The sequence below is a fragment of the Allokutzneria sp. A3M-2-11 16 genome (genome assembly GCF_024213555.1).
Classification (GTDB): Bacteria; Actinomycetota; Actinomycetes; order Mycobacteriales; family Pseudonocardiaceae; genus Allokutzneria.
The window spans coordinates 63,118-79,207 of the sequence record NZ_JANAVO010000005.1 but is presented as its reverse complement, the minus strand read 5'-3'; the positions used below and the strand labels follow the sequence as shown (position 1 = coordinate 79,207).

General features: G+C 69.9%; 16 protein-coding genes. 4 read left to right on the top strand and 12 right to left on the bottom strand.

All coding sequences use genetic code 11. The features are described from left to right. Positions 1–51: 51 nt before the first annotated feature. A complete protein-coding gene (locus tag NLX83_RS26690) occupies positions 52–411 on the bottom strand; it encodes a hypothetical protein (RefSeq protein WP_254237927.1) in 360 nt (119 codons plus the stop codon). 67 nt (positions 412–478) lie between these two features. Here NLX83_RS26690 and NLX83_RS26685 point away from each other — a divergent pair, with 67 nt between their 5' ends. Beyond that, the gene (locus NLX83_RS26685) at positions 479–1,261 is read left to right on the top strand and encodes a glycerophosphodiester phosphodiesterase family protein (RefSeq protein ID WP_254237926.1); all 783 of its coding nucleotides are present in this window, start codon (positions 479–481) and stop codon (positions 1,259–1,261) included. A gap of 151 nt (positions 1,262–1,412) precedes the next feature. Here the strand turns inward: NLX83_RS26685 and NLX83_RS26680 are convergent, their stop codons facing one another. Genes NLX83_RS26680 through NLX83_RS26670 form a run of 3 tightly spaced genes read right to left on the bottom strand, consistent with a single transcriptional unit; the run spans position 1,413 to position 2,829 of the window. Beyond that, positions 1,413–1,775, bottom strand: a complete 363-nt coding sequence (locus tag NLX83_RS26680; RefSeq protein WP_254237925.1) for a hypothetical protein — start codon at positions 1,773–1,775, stop codon at positions 1,413–1,415. Then, positions 1,772–2,173 (bottom strand): MarR family winged helix-turn-helix transcriptional regulator, encoded by a 402-nt coding sequence (locus tag NLX83_RS26675; protein ID WP_254237924.1) that lies wholly within the window; start codon positions 2,171–2,173, stop codon positions 1,772–1,774. Before NLX83_RS26675 ends, NLX83_RS26680 begins: the two co-directional genes overlap by 4 nt. A 44-nt stretch (positions 2,174–2,217) precedes the next feature. After that, the gene (locus NLX83_RS26670; RefSeq protein WP_254237923.1) at positions 2,218–2,829 is read right to left on the bottom strand and encodes a transglycosylase family protein; all 612 of its coding nucleotides are present in this window, start codon (positions 2,827–2,829) and stop codon (positions 2,218–2,220) included. A 179-nt stretch (positions 2,830–3,008) separates the two neighbouring features. Between NLX83_RS26670 and NLX83_RS26665 the strand changes: the two genes are divergently transcribed. Continuing rightward, complete coding sequence (locus NLX83_RS26665; protein ID WP_254237922.1) at positions 3,009–4,424, top strand: MFS transporter; 1,416 nt, start codon at positions 3,009–3,011, stop codon at positions 4,422–4,424. A 311-nt stretch (positions 4,425–4,735) separates the two neighbouring features. Here the strand turns inward: NLX83_RS26665 and NLX83_RS26660 are convergent, their stop codons facing one another. Next, positions 4,736–5,788, bottom strand: a complete 1,053-nt coding sequence (locus NLX83_RS26660) for an NlpC/P60 family protein (RefSeq protein WP_254237921.1) — start codon at positions 5,786–5,788, stop codon at positions 4,736–4,738. Positions 5,789–5,837: 49 nt separating this feature from the next. Beyond that, positions 5,838–7,019: an FAD-dependent monooxygenase gene (locus NLX83_RS26655; RefSeq protein ID WP_254237920.1), complete on the bottom strand. Its 1,182-nt coding sequence runs from the start codon at positions 7,017–7,019 to the stop codon at positions 5,838–5,840. A gap of 62 nt (positions 7,020–7,081) precedes the next feature. On the opposite strand from NLX83_RS26655, the gene NLX83_RS26650 reads away from it, so the two are divergent. Continuing rightward, complete coding sequence (locus NLX83_RS26650) at positions 7,082–7,780, top strand: TetR/AcrR family transcriptional regulator (RefSeq protein WP_254237919.1); 699 nt, start codon at positions 7,082–7,084, stop codon at positions 7,778–7,780. Between the two features lies 1 nt (position 7,781). Here the strand turns inward: NLX83_RS26650 and NLX83_RS26645 are convergent, their stop codons facing one another. Together NLX83_RS26645 and NLX83_RS26640 are read right to left on the bottom strand one after the other, a co-directional pair. Further along, positions 7,782–8,363 (bottom strand): pentapeptide repeat-containing protein, encoded by a 582-nt coding sequence (locus NLX83_RS26645; RefSeq protein WP_254237918.1) that lies wholly within the window; start codon positions 8,361–8,363, stop codon positions 7,782–7,784. Between the two features lie 9 nt (positions 8,364–8,372). Then, positions 8,373–9,206 (bottom strand): TetR/AcrR family transcriptional regulator, encoded by an 834-nt coding sequence (locus NLX83_RS26640; protein WP_254237917.1) that lies wholly within the window; start codon positions 9,204–9,206, stop codon positions 8,373–8,375. Positions 9,207–9,378: 172 nt separating this feature from the next. Here NLX83_RS26640 and NLX83_RS26635 point away from each other — a divergent pair, with 172 nt between their 5' ends. Beyond that, complete coding sequence (locus tag NLX83_RS26635; protein WP_254237916.1) at positions 9,379–10,854, top strand: MFS transporter; 1,476 nt, start codon at positions 9,379–9,381, stop codon at positions 10,852–10,854. Positions 10,855–11,000: 146 nt separating this feature from the next. Here the strand turns inward: NLX83_RS26635 and malQ are convergent, their stop codons facing one another. Genes malQ through NLX83_RS26615 form a run of 4 tightly spaced genes read right to left on the bottom strand, consistent with a single transcriptional unit; the run spans position 11,001 to position 16,087 of the window. After that, on the bottom strand, positions 11,001–12,896 hold the full coding sequence (malQ, locus tag NLX83_RS26630) for a 4-alpha-glucanotransferase (RefSeq protein WP_254237915.1): 1,896 nt from the start codon (positions 12,894–12,896) through the stop codon (positions 11,001–11,003). A 23-nt stretch (positions 12,897–12,919) separates the two neighbouring features. After that, entirely contained in the window at positions 12,920–13,783 is an 864-nt protein-coding gene (locus NLX83_RS26625; RefSeq protein WP_254237914.1) for an SDR family oxidoreductase, read from the bottom strand. A 10-nt stretch (positions 13,784–13,793) separates the two neighbouring features. Continuing rightward, positions 13,794–14,225 carry a hypothetical protein gene (locus tag NLX83_RS26620; protein ID WP_254237913.1) on the bottom strand — a complete coding sequence of 144 codons (432 nt, stop codon included), beginning with the start codon at positions 14,223–14,225 and terminating at the stop codon, positions 13,794–13,796. 5 nt (positions 14,226–14,230) lie between these two features. Continuing rightward, positions 14,231–16,087 carry a hypothetical protein gene (locus NLX83_RS26615; RefSeq protein ID WP_254237912.1) on the bottom strand — a complete coding sequence of 619 codons (1,857 nt, stop codon included), beginning with the start codon at positions 16,085–16,087 and terminating at the stop codon, positions 14,231–14,233. Positions 16,088–16,090 lie beyond the last annotated feature (3 nt).

Below are 16,090 nucleotides of genomic sequence, written 5' to 3'. Positions count from 1 at the left end.
GTTCTTGATACAGGTACCAGGCGTCCCCGCAGGTCTCCAAAGCCCCATGAACTAGCGCAGCCGCTCCAGGCCCTTGGCTTCCTGAACCAATCCGGCGGCCATCCTCCGCAGCTCGCCGCTGTCGGCCCCGTCCTCCGCCGCTGTCGCCACGTCCTCGGCCGCGCAGCGCAGTTGGAACAAACGGTCCTGCAGATCGGCCAGCTCCGCAGCGGAGAGCACGACCGCGTCCTCGGGCAGGCCGCCGCGTTGCATGGCCGCGCGCCGCTCGTAGGCGCGCTGGCGGCAGGAGTGACCGCAGTACCGGCGGGGTCTGCCGCGCCCCTCGCCGTCCGCCAACCGCTGACCGCACCACCCGCAGTGCCGCGCCTCGGGGCGCCTGCCCCAGCCGGTGCCCTCGCTACCCGCCCGCACGGGAGCTGACGCTATCCGGATACCGGTCCGTCACCCCCGCGCCACGCCGCCCAGGCACACTCGAAGGGTGGCCCGTACCCATCCCTACCTCGACGGCCCCTACCCGAGGGCGTTCGCGCACCGCGGCTGGCACGTCGACGACCTCTCCGGCATGGAGAACTCCCTGAGCGCGTTCCACCGCGCCTCGGCCGAGGGCTTCCAGTACATCGAGACCGATGTGCACGCGACCAGCGACGGTGTCGTCGTCGTGCACCACGACGCGCTGCTGGACCGCACCACCGACCGGACCGGGCTCATCTCCACGCAGCGCTGGGCCGACGTCAGCAAGGCCAAGATCGCCGGGCGCGAGCAGGTCAGCCGCCTTGAGGACGTGCTCGAAGAGCTGCCGGACACGTTCTTCAACATCGACGTGAAGGCCGACACCGCCGTCGACCCGGTGCTGCGGGTGGTGCACCGGCTCGGGGCCTGGCATCGCGTTTGCCTGGCGTCCTTCGCCGACAAGCGGCTCAACCGGCTCCGCCTGCACGGCGGGAGGCGGCTGCTCACCGCGCTGGGCAGCCGGTCCGCCGGTGCGCTCTGGGCCGCGGCGCGGCTGCCCGTGCTGCCGCTGCGCTCCGCCGTGCGCGGTCAGCTCGCGCAGCTGCCGGTCCGCCGCGGCCGGGTCACCGTGATCGAGAACAGGTTGCTGCGGATCGCGCACAGGTTGGGCCTCGAAGTGCACGCGTGGACAGTCGACGCCGCCGCGGAGATGGCCGCGCTGCTGGACATGGGCGTGGACGGCCTGGTCACCGACCGCCCCGACACCCTCAGAGACGTCCTGCGCCGCCGCAAAGTCTGGGCAACGCCCTAACCCTCATCCCGCGCTGAGGTCGCCAAATAACCCGTTTCGTACTCTTGTCGGGATTTGGGAGCGCTCTTTTTCCCGTTATGAGTACGAAACGGGAGATCTCTAGGTTGCGTGCGCCTCGCGTTGGGTGTGGGGGCGGTTGGGGCGCATGGGGTCAGTTTACGTGGTGTGCGGGTGGGATCGGGGCGAGGTCGGGCTCCACCCATCCGGTCCGCGCCTGGGGTTGGGCGAGCGTCGCGGATCGGTAGAACCGCAGCAGCAGTCGTTTGTCGAGCAGCGCGGGGTTGCGGTCGAGGAAGGTGTCGAAGTCCTCGTCCGGCTCGGCCTCGGCCACGTGGTGCGCGACGAGCTCGACCCAGGCCCTGCTCACGGTCGCGTTGTACTTCTGCGGCATTCCGGCGTAGCGGGCCGTGCTGCGGATCGAGTCGCTGACGACGTCGATCGCCTCCGGGAGGCCGAAGCTCCGCACCGTGCGCCAGGTGAGGTGCACGTGCTCGCGATGTCCGAACCTGCTCATGACAGTGCCTCCACGACGGCGTGAAATCCCGCGATCTGCTTGTCCGACAAGCCTTTCAAGGCGCGGTGCTCCAGATCGCGCGCGGTTTTCGCGATCAGCGCCGCAGTCTCCTCGCCCGCGGGCGTCAACGTGATCACGACGGAGCGCCGGTCCCCCGCCCGGACGCCGCGGGTGATCAGCTCGCGCCGCTCCAGGCGGTCCAGCACCCCGGTCAGCGTGGTCGGTTTGCTGCCGACGTCGGCGCCGAGCCGGGACACGGTGCGGGCGCTCCCGTCGGCCAGGGTGGCCATGACGTTGAGCTCGGCGGGCTTGAGGTCCAGGTCGACCAGCTCGGTGGCGAGCCGGTGCACGGTCGCGTGCGTGGCCCGGTGCAGGGCGAGGAGTACCGAAGTTGTCACGGTTCCGAACTATACGGATTCGTACTATCCGATGTCGAGCTGTTTCAGCGAGGGCGCTTGCCGTTCCACGCCGCGTCCCACGTCTTCGGCCCGAGCAGCCCGGAGTCCTTGATCCCGTTGGCCCGCTGGAGCGCCAGCACCGCCTCCTTGGTCTCGGCCAGGTAGCAGCCCGAACCCTGGAAGCTGTAGCCGAAGGCGTTCATCCGCAGCTGCCACGCGCGCAGCGCGGGATCGCAGTCGCCGTAGTCGAAGACCTTGCCCGGCCACGGCGGAAAGCCCAGCTGGTTGCCGATGTAGGCGGACTCGGTGTAGCTGGGCAGCCGTTTGGTCCTGGCGTCGCGGTCGTCGCGCAGGCCGAGCTTGCCCGCGCACTCCCAGGGCTGCCAGCCGCGCATCCGGTAGAGGTAGAGCGCGCGGAAGTCCTGCTCGGCCTTGGACGCCTCGTGCGGCAGCCCGATCCCGCCGACGCTGCGCCACGTCGGCAGGTCGAACTGGTACGCGCCGTAGTACCCGTTTCCGGTGTCAGTGTCGTAGCGGTCGGTCGACTCGCACATCCGCAGCCGCTGCCAGTCCGCCACGCTCGGATCGGCCGACGCCGCGCCCGACCACACCACGCCGAGCAGCACGACCAGCGCTAACAGCCGCAGGAAGAACATATTCGGGGACCGTAAGCGGGCCAGGGGGAGCTCACCACCGGAGTCCCGCGATCGAGGGGTGGGAAACGGGCGCATAGCGATTCGCGGTCGAGTCGACCCGGGGCCTCAACGCTGCGCACCCGGCCCAGTACAGTCCGCGTGTCGGGTGTTGTGGATCACTCCGGCGGGAGGGCCTGCACATGAGCACGGAGCACGAGAACGCCACGGTCGCCGACCCCGATCCGGTCGCGCGCAAGCGGGAGCAACGGGGCTGGATCTGGTACGACTGGGCCAACTCGGTCTTCCCCACGTCGGTGTCGACCGTGTTCCTGTCGATCTACCTGACCACCGTCGCGCAGTCCGCGGCGCAGGCCGACACCGCGCTCAACGGGCCCAACCCGTGCCCCAACGACGACACCCTGCGCAACTGCGACATCGTGGCGTTCGGGCTCCAGCTCCCCGCCGGTTCGCTGTGGGGCTACCTGCTGTCCGTCGCGACGGTCGTGCAGGTGCTGGTGCTGCCGATCAGCGGCGCCATCGCCGACCGCGCGCAGAACAAGCGCAGGATGCTGGCGGGCTTCGCCTTCGCGGGTTCGGCGGCCACGATGGCGCTCGGCCTGGTGTCCGGGTCCAACTGGGAGCTGGGCGCGATCCTGTTCGTGCTGGGCAACATCTGCTACGGCGCCTCGATCGTCGTCTACTACGCGTTCCTGCCCGAGATCGCCGATCCCGACGAGCGCGACGCGGTGTCCTCGCGCGGCTGGGCCTTCGGCTACCTCGGCGGCGGTCTCGCGCTCGCGCTGCAACTGGTGCTGTTCCTGATGCACGAGCAGGTCGGCCTGGAGCAGGGCACCGCGGTCCAGCTCTGCTTCGTGATCACCGGCCTGTGGTGGGCGGGCTTCACCCTGGTCCCGCTGAGCAGGCTCAAGCGGCACCGCGCGCCCGCCAAGCGCGACCCCGGTTCCAGCGTCCTGGTCGACGGCTTCCGCGAACTGCGCTCCACCGTCCGCGCGGCGCGGGCCTTCCCACTGACGCTGGCGTTCCTCGGCGCGTACCTGATCTACACCGACGGCATCTCCACCGTGGCCAACGTGGCGGGCCAGTACGGCAAGCTCGAACTGAAGCTGGACCAGGACGTCCTGATCGCCACGATCCTGCTGACCCAGTTCATCGCGTTCATCGGCGGTGTCGTGCACGGGATGGCGGCCCGCTTCATCGGCGCGAAGCGGACCATCATGATCAGCCTGGCGCTGTGGATCGTGGTGCTGGCGGCGGCCTTCTTCGTCGAGGCCGGGGACATGTTCCAGTTCTTCGGCGTCGCCATCGGCATCGGGTTCGTGCTCGGCGGCACCAACGCGCTGTCCCGCTCGCTGTTCAGCCAGATGGTGCCGCCCGGCCGCGAGGCGCAGTACTTCTCCCTCTACGAGATCGGCGAGCGGTCCACGTCCTGGCTCGGGCCGATGCTCTACGCCGGGATCGGCCAGGCGACGGGCTCGTTCCGGTACGCCATCCTGTCGCTGATGGTCTTCTTCGTGGTGGGCATCATCCTCATCTCGCTGGTGCCGATCAGGAAGGCGATCGAGCGCTCCGGCAACACCGTTCCCACCCTGGTGTGAGGCGCGTTACCTGCGGGAACAAGCGTTCTCCCCGGCCCGTTGTGCAGTATGTCCGAGTCGAGCGCCAGTGCGGGCGCACCGTGTCGGGCCGACGGGCCGGGGCTCTCCCGCTCCCCGCCCGGCGGCACACCCCCGAGAGCACGGCGCGTGCCCGGAGCCGCTCCCCGGACCGCCGTCGGCCTGCCATCGCGACCCCCAGCGCGAGGAGGCCGGCGGCCCTTCTTCATCAACTGCCGGACGGCTCGTCGGGCGCGATCATGCGCGAGATCAGCACGGTGAACGCTTTGGTCACCATGCGGTGATCTTGGCAGTCAGGTGCCGATGCGGCGGACGCCGACGAGGTTCTTCTGCACGGGGCCGTACTTCAGCGGTTCACCGGGCTGGGAGGCGTGGAACTGGTTCCCGTTGCCGACGTAGATCGCGACGTGGCTGACGCCCTCTCCCGGGTGCGCGAAGAACAGCAGGTCACCGGGGCGCCAGGCGGCGCGGTTGCCCGCGGGGATCGAGGTGCCGACGCGGGACTGCGCGGCGCTGGACCGGGGCAGCGACACACCGACCTTGCGGAAGGCCCAGACCATCAGCCCGGAGCAGTCGAACCGTTCCGGCCCGACCTGGCCCCAGCCGTACATCTTGCCCTTCTGGGTCACCGCGTGCCGCAGCGCGGCGGCACCGATGCCGCCTTCGGGCAGGTCGGAGATGTCGATGTCCAGACCGGCGTCGCCGAGCTTGTTGCGGTCGGCGCGGCTGAGCCGGGCCAGCTGCTGTTCGGCCTTGTCCTGCTTGGCCTTGGCTTCCCGGGTTCGCGCGTCGAGGTCCCGTTTGATCCCGGCGGCGGCCTGCGCCGCCTTGGCCGCGCTGGTCTTGGCCTCGTCGGCCTTGCCGGCGGCCTGTCCGGCCTGCGCGATGGTGGCGTTGAGCTTGTCCATCGCGGTCTTGTTCTCGACGGTGATCAGGTCGACCATGGAGAGCTGTTCGAGCAGGTCGCGCGGTGACCTGCTGAGCAGCAGCGCGCTGATGTGGCTCATCCGCGAGCCCTGGAACTGCGAGCTGGCCAGCTGGTCGACGTGCTTGCGCAGCTCTCCCTCCTGCCGCCGCGCCTGCTCGCCCGCGGCGTTGGCCCGGACCAGATCCTCGTTGGCCTTGGTGACCTCGCCCTCCTTGGCCTTGAGCTCGTCGTTGGCCTTGTGCAGCGCCTCGGTGAGCTTCTCGGCCTCCTCGTTGACGGCCTTGAGCTGCTTGAGCGCCTCGGAAGCGGTGCTCGGGTCCGGGGCGGCGCCGGCGGGGCCGACGAGGGCCACCGCGGCCAGCACCGCACCGGCGGTGGCGGCCCCGCGCATCGATCGTTTCAGCCGGTTGGAGGACATGCCGGCGGACGTTAGCGGTCACCTCGGGTTGCATTCAAAGCGAAAGTTCTTAACCAGCGACGGGGTAGTCGGCGAGATCCACGCGATCGCTGACCTCCTTGCCCGCCTTGAGCATCAGCCTCATCAGCGGTGATGTGCCCAGCAGCCGGTTTCGCGCGGTGAGGCCGAAACCCGTTCGCGGGGCGAGGAATTTTCCCGTTCGGTTGCCGCCTTTCTGGCAACCCTCGGCGAAGCGCCGCAGCGCGTTCTCGTAGCGGCGGAATGCCGTCCGGTGCTCACCGTCCGATGTGGACAGTTCACCGGCCAGCACGTACGCGGCGACGATCGCGGCCCCGGTGCCCATACCGCCCAGCGTCGCCCCGGCCGCCGCGTCGCCGACCAGCGCGATCCGCCCTTTCGACCAGCTCGGCACGTCGCTGCGGCTGATCGAGTCGAAGTACAGCTCGTCGGCCCGTCCCAGGGAATCGAGCAGCTCCGGAACGCGCCAGCCGATTCCCCGGTACGCCTCGGTGATGAGCTGCTTCTGCCGGTCCAGGTCGCGCCGGTCGTAGTCCAGCTCCGGCGAGGCGAACACGAACATCGCCCCCGCCTTGGTGCTGTCGCGGTGGTCGACGCCGAAACTGGCCATGCGGCCGAGGGTGTTGTGGGCGATCGAACCGGACGAGACGCCGAAGTGGTTGGGCATGTCCCAGCACGCGACGTAGTAGCCGAGGAAGCTGACGAACTCCGACTCCGGCCCGAACGCCAGCCTGCGCACCCCGGAGTGGATCCCGTCCGCGCCGATCACCAGGTCGAACATGCGCTCGGTGCCGCTCTCGAAGGTCACGTGCACGCCGTCGGCGGTCTCGGTCATCGCCTGGATCGAGTCGCCGAAGATGTACTCGGCGCGGTCGCGGCTGCGCTCGTAGAGGATGCGCGAGAGGTCCGATCGCAGGACCTCCACCTCGCCGCCCGCGAACTCGGCGGGCAGGTGCAGCAGCGTCCGGTCGTGTTCGTCCACGAAGGTCATCGGGCTGCCGCCGGTCCGCACGGCGCGGAGCTCGTCGAGGACACCCATGCGCTCCAGCACCGTCAGGTGGGTCGGGCCCCGGAAGTCGACCGCGTAGCCCCCGGCGCGCAGCCTCGGCGCGATCTCCACGACGGTCACCTCGAAGCCGTGGCGGCCCAGCCAGTACGCCAGCGCGGGGCCCGCGACGCTCGCCCCGGAGATGAGCACGGATCGGTTGGTCATGAACGCCTCCCATTAATTGCGTCCGTCGGACGCAGTTTCTTCTGCGTATAGTAGACACAGTTATGGGACGGGACCAAGAACCGCTGGTAGAACTGCTGTGGGGAGCGCCGCAGAAGCCTCGGCGCGGCCCCAAACCCGCGCTGACCGTCGACCAGCTGGTGCGGGCGGCCACCGCGGTCGCCGACGCCGAGGGCCTGGCCGCGGTGTCGATGCAGCGGGTCGCGGACGAGCTGTCCTTCACGAAGATGTCGCTCTACCGCTACGTGCCGGGCAAGGCCGAGCTGGTCGCGCTGATGATCGACCGGGCGCTGGGCGCACCGCCGGACCTGACCGGGAACGACTGGCGGGAGCGGCTACGGGCGTGGGCGATGCGCATGCTGACCGGCTTCCAGGCGCATCGGTGGCTGGTCGAGGCCACGGTCGGGCCGCGGGTGCTCGGCCCCAACGAGATCGGCTGGCTGGAGTCGGCGCTCGTCGCGATGGAGGACACCGGGCTCGACGGGGGTGAACGGCTCGACGCGGTCGCGCTCATCGCGGGCCACATCCGGATGATCGCGCAGCAGGGCACGACGGAGCAGCCCGAACGCGACGCGGGGATGATCATGGGCGGCGTGCTGCGCGAGCACGGTGCGCGCTATCCCGCGGTGTGCGCGGCGATGGCGTCGGCCGCGGCGGGCGGCGCGCAGGACCAGGGCTTGGAGTTCGGGATCGAGCGCATCCTCGACGGACTCGGCCTGCTCGTCGACCGCCGAGCGGACTGAGTCAGGCGAACCGCACGCCGAGCCCGGCGGCGAGCACCATCGCCTGCTCCGGTTCGATCAGCGCTCCCTTCAACGAGACCGTCAACGGGTCCACAGAGGACAGATCGCTGCCGCGCAGGTCGCAGCGCTCCAGGTTGGCCTTGTCCAGCACCGCGCCGGAGAGGTCGAGGCGGTGCAGCGTCGCGCCTTCACACCGCGCGCCGGTCAGGTCCGCCTCACGCATCCGCACTCCGCTGAACGAGGCTTTGCGCAGGTCCGCCCCTCGCAGGCCGGTGAACGACCAGTCCCCGCCGACGACCTTCGTCAGGGTGAAGGCGCAGCCGTCGAACCTGCTGCCGACGAACTTGCAGTCGGTGAAGGTGGCCTCGAAGAGGTCGCACTTGGCGAACGTGCAGTTGAGGAACGCCGACCCGGTGTGCTCGGAGACGTTGAACGCCGTGTCGCGGAAGGTGCACTCGGAGAACACCGCGCCCTGGCCGGTGGCCTCGGTGAGGTCGAGGTCGACGAAGGCCACGTGCTCGAAGCTCAACCCGGTGAGGTCGTCGTGGTCCCAGTCGATCCCGAAGATCGTCCGCGTGGTCATGGACCGAACCTACGCCCGACCACCGACGAACACCGCCAGGCCGTCCAGCATCCGTTCGAGACCGAACTCGAAGTCCTCGTCCATGCTCTCGTAGCCGTCGTTGAAGTCGGCGTCCTCGGCCCTGGCCAGCACCGGGAAGTCGCCGGAGGCCATCACCTCGGCGAACATCGGCTCGGCCCGGTCCCACCACTGCCGGTTGGTCATGCCGCTGGCCCGGTGCGCCTCGATCTCGTTGAGCATCAACAGCGCCACGCCCTGCACGAAGCCGTTGACGAGGACCATGCAGCTCAGCATCTCGGCCATGCTCAGGCCGCGCCCGTCCAAGGCGGCGAGCACCGCCTCCGTCCAGCGCATCCCGTTGCGGCTCAACGCGGGGCGGGTCACCGACACGGTCTGCACGACCCACGGGTGACGACGGCAGATCTCCCAGTGCAGCCGCGCGCACATCTCGACGCGCTCCCGCCACGGCCCTTCGGTCGGCAGCTCGTCGACGCGGGCGGCGAAGACCTCGTCGACCATCAGCGTGACCAGCTCCTCCTTGCCGGAGACGTAGCGGTAGAGCGACATCGTGCCCGCGCCCAGCTCCACCGCGACGCGCCGCATGGACACCGCGAGCAGCCCCTCGGCGTCGCCGAGCGCGATGGCGGCCCGCACGATGCGCTCGCGGCTCAGCTCGGGCTCGGCGTCGGGATCGGGCCGCCTCGGCACCGGGGGCGCCGTGCCTTCGCGGCGCGCGGCCCTTGCTCGGTAGGCGCGTGCCTGGCAGGACCGGGAGCAGTAGCGCGGGCGACGGCCGCGCGCGGGCTGCCGCAGCTCCTTGCCACATTCGGCGCAGTCGGCCATCCGCCCTCTTTTCATCACACACGCCCGGTGTGACGTAAGGATAACTGATCATTTCGACACGTGTGACGTATTGGTGTCTTTGCACTTCATCACGTGCGCTTGCCGGTGTTTCGACATTTTGCGTAGCTTGTACGCGGAGCGCACTACGGCGTACTCACATGGGGGTTCTCGGATGACCGACACGACCAGGGCCGGGCGGCGCGAGTGGCTGGGGTTGGCCGTTCTCGTGCTGCCGGTGCTGCTGATCTCGCTGGACAACTCGGTGCTGTTCATCGCGCTGCCGGTGCTCACCACCGAGCTGCGGCCCTCGGCCGACGAGATGCTCTGGATCATGGACGCCTACCCGTTCCTGCTGGCCGGTCTGCTGATCACGATGGGCACGCTCGGCGACCGGATCGGCAGGCGGCGGCTGCTGGTGCTCGGGGGCGCGGCGTTCGGCCTGGCGTCGGTCGTCGCGGCCTTCGCGCCCACCCCGGGCCTGCTGATCGCGGCGCGCGCCCTGATGGGCATCGGCGGGGCGACGCTGATGCCGTCGACGCTGTCGCTGATCCGGGACCTGTTCGCCGATCCGACCCAACGGACGACCGCGATCGGCGTCTGGGGCGCGGGTTTCGGTGGCGGCGCGATGCTCGGCCCGATCATCGGCGGCGTGCTGCTGGAGCACTTCGACTGGGGTTCGGTGTTCCTGATCAACGTGCCGGTGATGGTGCTGCTGCTGATCGCGGGACCGTTGCTGCTCAAGGAGTCCCGCGACCCCAACCCGGGCCGCTTCGACCTGCTCGGCGCCGCCATGTCCCTCGCCGCGGTGCTGCCCGCGATCTACGGCGTCAAGAAGATCGCCGCTGACGGTTTCGCCGTGTCCTCCGTCCTCGCCATCGTCTTCGGTGTCGCGATGGGCGTGGCGTTCGTGCGTCGCCAGCGGCGGCAGGCCGACCCGCTGCTGGACCTGCGGCTGTTCTCCTCCGGCACGTTCCGTTCGGCGTTGGCCGCGAACGCGCTGACCCTGTTCGGGATGATCGGCCTGTCCCTGTTCACCAGCCAGTACATGCAGGTGGTGCTCGGGATGAGCCCGCTCTCCGCTGCCCTGTGGTCGATCCCGGGCATGGCCGCGTCGGTCGTCGGCGCGGTGCTCGCCCCTCGGCTCGTCCGGTGGGTGGACCTCCGCACCCTGATCCTCGGCGGCCTCGGCGTCGGCGCGTCCGGCTTCCTGCTGCTGGTCTGGTTGTCCCCACAGGACGGCCTGTTCACGATGCTCGCGGGCTCGGCGATCCTGGCGGGTGGCTTCGGCACCGTCGCGACCCTCGGCACCGACCTGATCCTCACCGCCGTTCCTCGTGAGCGCGCCGGTGCCGCCTCCGCCCTGTCGGAGACCGGCAACGAGTTCGGTGGCGCGCTCGGCATCGCCGTCCTGGGCAGCCTCGGCACCGCCGTCTACCGCGCCAATCTCCCCGCCGGAGTGCCATCGCAGGTCACCGAGAGCGTCGCGGGCGCTGTGGGCACTCCCGCCCTCGCCGCCGCACGGATCGCTTTCACCTCAGCGATCCACGTGGTGGCCGTAGTCGGTGTCGGCATCTCGCTCATCGTGATGCTGGGCGTCTACTTGGGCCTCGACCGCTCCAAGCCCCCCGTGCTCTCCACATCCCGCTAGCCCCCACGCGCGCACAGCTCTTTCCCGTTTCGTACTCATAGCCGTAGATGGGAGCGCTCTATTTACGGCTATGAGTACGAAACGGGATTGGTTTGGACCACCTCGGCCTAGGAGGGCGGGGTGGGGAGGATGAGCATGCGCCTAGTTTAGCTGAGGGGGTTGAGAAGCTCGATTACCTTGCGGACGCGGGGGTCCTCGTAGAGGGAAGGAAGCGTCAGCGGGAGGGGGAGCTTCCAGTTGGGGTATTCGGTGACGGTGCCGGGCAGGTTGGGCTGGCGGACCTCGCCTACGAGGTCGTAGGGCGAGATCAGCAAGACACGGCAAGGGCTGTGTACGAGCAAGCCGTGTAGGGCCACGACGATCTCGTCATCGGTGGCGTTCTCGTGCCCCAGCAACAGCTCCGAGCGCAGCAGGGACAGGAAGTCGGCTCGCTCGGCGTCCGCGTGGGCCTGTTCCTCGGCGAGCGGGCGCGCGAGGACGCCGATCTCGGAGCGCACCCGCACGTGCTCACCGCTGAGAAAACCCGGCGCGGTGGGCAGATCGTGCGTTGAAATGCTCGCGACGGCGTTCGCGGGCCATGCGGCGGGCGGGATCAGCGGGCGGCCGTCGGCTTCATGATCGCGTTGGAACCAGACGACCGTGGAGCCGAGCATGTTCTGCGCGTGCAGTGCTTCGGTGACTTCGGGCTCGACCGTGCCCAGGTCCTCACCGATCACCACGGCGTTGGCCCGATGTGCTTCCAGGGCGAGGACTCCGAGCATCGCCTCGGCGTCGTAGTGGACGTACGTGCCGCGCTCCGGGCCGGAGCCCTCAGGAACCCACCACAGCCGCCACAGCCCGGCGACGTGGTCGATGCGGATGCCGTCCGCGTGCCGGAGCACGGCGCGCAGCACATCGCGATAGGGCCGATATCCCTGCTCCGCCAAGCGATCCGGACGCCACGGCGGCAGACCCCAGTTCTGGCCCTGCTGGTTGAACTCATCGGGCGGGGCGCCGACGCTGGCCTTCGCCAGGACGTCCTGGAGCATCCATCCGTCGGCGCCCGCGGGGTTCACCCCGACCGCGAGATCGTGGACGACGCGAACGCCTTGGCGCGCTTGGGAAAGCTGCGCGAAGCACAACTGTTGCAGCCACACGTGGAACCGGACGCGGTCATTGTCGAGCCGGACGGAACGCGGGTGCCGCAACTCCTCTGGCCACGTGCGCCAGTCGGGACCGTGCTTCTCGGCGATGACGCAGAACGTGGCGAAAGTCCGCAGCGCGGCGTCCGGCTCGGTCACCTCGGCGAAGGGCCACAACAACTCCAGCGCGGCGCGTTTGGCCCGCCACACCTCGTCGTAGTCGATGCGATCACCGTTGGGGGCACGCAAAGAATCGACCTGAGCCCGCGTTTCCGCGTCGGCGCGCGCATAGGCGTCGGTGTGCTCGATGCGGAGGTAGAGCGGGTTGACGAACTGGCGGCTGGACGGGGAGTACGGCGACGGCTCCACGGGCTCGACGAGGTTCGGTGCGTGCAGGGGGTTGACGAGCACCATCCCGGCCCCGTACTCCCCCGCCCACCGCGTGAACTCGGCGAGGTCGGCCAGGTCGCCCATCCCCCACGACTCCGCCGAGCGGACGGCGTAGAGCTGGAGCATCCACCCCCACGCGCGCGGCGGTTCGGGCAGCGCGGGCGGAGCGACGACCACGGTGACCACCTGGGAACCGACGCGCAGCTCATGCCAGCCCAACGGGAGGTCAGCGGGCAGTTCTCCGTCCACGGCAAGCGAAGTGCCGTCTTCGCAGCGCAGCTCTCCGGCTCCGACCGGGCGGGTCGCTCCCTGCCGCAGCACGATCGTCGGCGGCAACCGGTCCTCGGCCGCACGCGCCCGCACGCGGTTCAGCTCGGCGCGCACCGAAGCGGGCGTCGAGGCGTCCACGTCGAGCAGCGCGAGCACGTCGGCCACCACGTCCGGCGCCACGTCGACGCGTTCCCGGTTCCCGTCCTCGTACCAGGTAGCGACGCCGTGCGCGGCGGCGAGAGCGACAAGATCGTCATCCACGTCGTCAGTCTTTCAGCAGCGGCTCAGCCGGGCAGGGTCTCACCCCCGATCGGAGCAAGGACCTCCCCGGTGTAGTAGCTGGAGAGCCGGTCGGATGCGAAGAACACGTACGACGGCGCGATCTCGTCGGGCTGCGCCGCGCGGCCCATGGGCACCTGGGTGCCGAACTCGCCCGCCTTCTCCTCCCCCATGGTCGCGGGGATCAGCGGCGTCCACACCGGGCCCGGAGCGACCGCGTTGACGCGGATGCCGCGCTCCTGCAAGGACTGCGACAGCGAGTAGGTCAGCGCGTTCACCGCTCCCTTGGTCGCGGAGTAGTCGATGAGCGACTTGTTCCCGCGCAGCCCGTTGATCGAGCTGGTGTTGATCACCGAGGAGCCCTTGGGCAGGTGCGGCAGCGCGGCGAGGGTGACCCAGTAGTAGCTGTAGATGTTGACCTTGAACGTGCGGTCCCACTGCTCGGGGTCGAGCTCGGCGAAGTCCTGCACCGGCTTCTGCGTGGCCACGTTGTTGACCAGCAGGTCCAGCCCGCCGAGCGCGTCCACGGTCTGCCGCACGACGTCCTGGCAGTTGCGTTCCACGGCGAGGTCGGCGCGGAGCACCAGCGCGGTCCGGCCCTCGGCCTCGACCAGGCGTCTGGTGTGCTCGGCGTCGGCGTCCTCCTGCTCGTCGAGGTAGACGATCGCGACGTCGGCGCCCTCCTTGGCGAACGCCACGGCCACCGCCCGCCCGATCCCGGAGTCCCCGCCGGTGATCAGCGCCTTCCGCCCGGCGAGCAGGTCACGGCCGACGTAGCCGCGCATCTCGTCGTGCGGCTCGGGGTTCATCTCGTCCGTGCTGCCGGGATAGGACTGCCGCTGTTCGGGTTGCTGTCCTTCGATGGCCATGGCCGCCTCCTCAGACCCTGCCGTGGTTGAGGCCCGTCGCGAGATCGAGCGCTATCGCGTCGAGGAACTCTTCGAGCACGGTCAGCTCGCGGTTGAACACCGGCGGGTCGAGCAGCTCGGTGCGCCACCGGTGAGTGAACGCTTCGCAGCTCTCCAGCACCGCGGTGGCTATCCGGTCCGCGCCCCCGTGCGGCGCGCGCTGGCCTTCGGTCTCCACCACGGCGCGCACGCGCATGACGAGGTGGTCGACGCGCAGGACGGAGGTGAGCGCCAGCAGCTCCGCCATGGTTCCGCGCCGGGGGTCGGCCCCCGGGTCGAAGGTCGTGTACGCCACGGGCCGGACGACCAGCTCGACGAGCATGATCGCCCCGAAGTTCTGGTCCGCTTCGTTGACCGGTGTCCACTGGTCACCGGGCTGGTGCGGCCGACGTAGATGTCGCATGGAATTTAGTTGCCCTGTGACGGACCGAAAAAACCTAAAGCTCGGGTGCAGGCGTGGAGCAGTTCCAGGTCCTCGCCCACCGCGTCGGCGAAGTAGACGCCGACGTTGTGCCGCCTGGGCTGGCCGAGCTCGGCGCGCAGCACCCCTTCCGCCGCGCGGGCGGGATGGCCGATTTCCGCCAGGAATCGTGCTACCGGGATGCGGCAGTGCTGGCTGCCGCGCCAGGCGGTGAGCAACGCCGGGACCACGGGTTCCGGGTCCGAGGTGATCTCCCAGAGCGCGATGGCGGCGTGCATGAGCGCCCACGGCTCAGCCACCTCCAGCCGAGCGCGCACGAGCGGAAGCGCGCCGGTCGCGGCGGGGCCGAGCGCGGCGGCCAGCCTCATCCCCTCGTTGCCTGCGGTGATCGCGGCCAGCGCCGGCGCGGGATCGCCCGTGATCCGCCACAGCGTGAGCGGCGCGTCGAACGGGTGTTCGTCGCAGAGCCTCCGCAGCAGCGGCACTGCCGCCTGCGCCGCCGGACCCACCGCTCTCAGCGCGTAGAACAAGGCGCTGTCGCGGGCTCCGGACTCCAACAGCTCCACCAGATCCGGAGCGGCCTCGGCGCCGCGTTGCTCAAGGTTGCCGATCGCGGTGAGCAGCGCTCCGCGTCGCCATTCGTCGCTCACATCGCGAAGACGCGCGCACAGCACGGGCAGCAACGGCGCGGCGTGCGCACGGATGCCGTAGAGCATGCTGCCGATGTCGAAGGGAATGTCCTTGCGCTCCAAGGCTTCCCGCACGGGCGACAAAGCACGCTCGTCGCCTGTGCGCGCCAAAGTCCGCACGAGCCATGTGGAGCCGTCCATGGCCGCGACGAGCGCATCGGCAGCGGGCGAGGCGTCCGGGCCGAAGTGGTCGAGTGTCTCCGCGGCATCCCTGGCCAGCTCCGGGTCCGCGAGGAGGTCGCCGACGCGCCGGGCCAGCTCGCTGTGGTCTCCGCGCCACTCCCGGACGAGCCCGCGGGCGAGCGAGCTGCCCAGGCGACGGATTTCCTTGCTGGGAAAGGAAAGCAGCTCGATCATGAGCGCGGTTCGCTCGGCGACGCGACCACTGAGCGCCGTGTCCAGCGAACGGACCAGGTGCCCGACGTCGGCACCGTCGACGGCGGCGATCGCGACCTCGGCGACGTTGGCGGGCAGAGCGCCGGGATCGACTTCCGCGAGCGTCGCCAGTGCGCGGAGCTGGACGATCGGGCTGTCGTGGTCGGCCGCGCGCTCGGCGATCCACGCCAGGATCTCGTCGAGCGCGGTCTCGTCGTCGAGGTGCGGCGCGATCATGCCGACCGCCCGCACCAGCGCCGCGCGCGCGTGCGGATCGGACTCGGCGGTCAGGCGTTGCCGAAGCACGGAAATCGTTGCACCCCAATGCTCCTGGCACACGACGAGGACCGCGGGGAGCGCACGGCGGACTTCAGGATCGGGGTCGTCGAACAGCGCGATGAGCCTGGTGAGCGCCGTGCCGATCGACGCGCGGGCGGTTGCGGTGTGCCGGTGGTTGTCATAGGGGTCGGGATCCTCCGGCGCCCACATGTTGAGGCCGGTCTCGTCGACGCCACCGACGCTGGCGAGGAGGTTCAGCAGATCGTGCCGCCGCGGGGTCGACGCGGCGCACACGGCTTCGAGCAGGAAGGGCACGGCCAGCGCGGTCGGCTCGTACACGTCGCCGCCGTGGTGCAGGACGTCGGCGAAGTCCTCATAGGCCAGCTCGCGGGCCCCGGGATCGGCGGAAACCAGGCCGCGCAGGATCTCCGGGACGTCCTCCGCGGGTCCGTACGCGTGCTCCAGCGATAACCAGTCGATCTTGTCGAGCCCCGCGAACACCGG

What these genes read in the sequence shown, in the direction of transcription:
- NLX83_RS26680 (WP_254237925.1), bottom strand. Translation starts at nt 1,775, where the DNA reads ATGAGCAGGTTCGGACATCGCGAGCACGTGCACCTCACCTGGCGCACG.
- NLX83_RS26670 (WP_254237923.1), bottom strand. Translation starts at nt 2,829, where the DNA reads ATGTTCTTCCTGCGGCTGTTAGCGCTGGTCGTGCTGCTCGGCGTGGTG.
- NLX83_RS26665 (WP_254237922.1), top strand. Translation starts at nt 3,009, where the DNA reads ATGAGCACGGAGCACGAGAACGCCACGGTCGCCGACCCCGATCCGGTC.
- NLX83_RS26660 (WP_254237921.1), bottom strand. Translation starts at nt 5,788, where the DNA reads ATGTCCTCCAACCGGCTGAAACGATCGATGCGCGGGGCCGCCACCGCC.
- NLX83_RS26655 (WP_254237920.1), bottom strand. Translation starts at nt 7,019, where the DNA reads ATGACCAACCGATCCGTGCTCATCTCCGGGGCGAGCGTCGCGGGCCCC.
- NLX83_RS26650 (WP_254237919.1), top strand. Translation starts at nt 7,082, where the DNA reads ATGGGACGGGACCAAGAACCGCTGGTAGAACTGCTGTGGGGAGCGCCG.
- NLX83_RS26645 (WP_254237918.1), bottom strand. Translation starts at nt 8,363, where the DNA reads ATGACCACGCGGACGATCTTCGGGATCGACTGGGACCACGACGACCTC.
- NLX83_RS26640 (WP_254237917.1), bottom strand. Translation starts at nt 9,206, where the DNA reads ATGGCCGACTGCGCCGAATGTGGCAAGGAGCTGCGGCAGCCCGCGCGC.
- NLX83_RS26635 (WP_254237916.1), top strand. Translation starts at nt 9,379, where the DNA reads ATGACCGACACGACCAGGGCCGGGCGGCGCGAGTGGCTGGGGTTGGCC.
- NLX83_RS26625 (WP_254237914.1), bottom strand. Translation starts at nt 13,783, where the DNA reads ATGGCCATCGAAGGACAGCAACCCGAACAGCGGCAGTCCTATCCCGGC.
- NLX83_RS26620 (WP_254237913.1), bottom strand. Translation starts at nt 14,225, where the DNA reads ATGCGACATCTACGTCGGCCGCACCAGCCCGGTGACCAGTGGACACCG.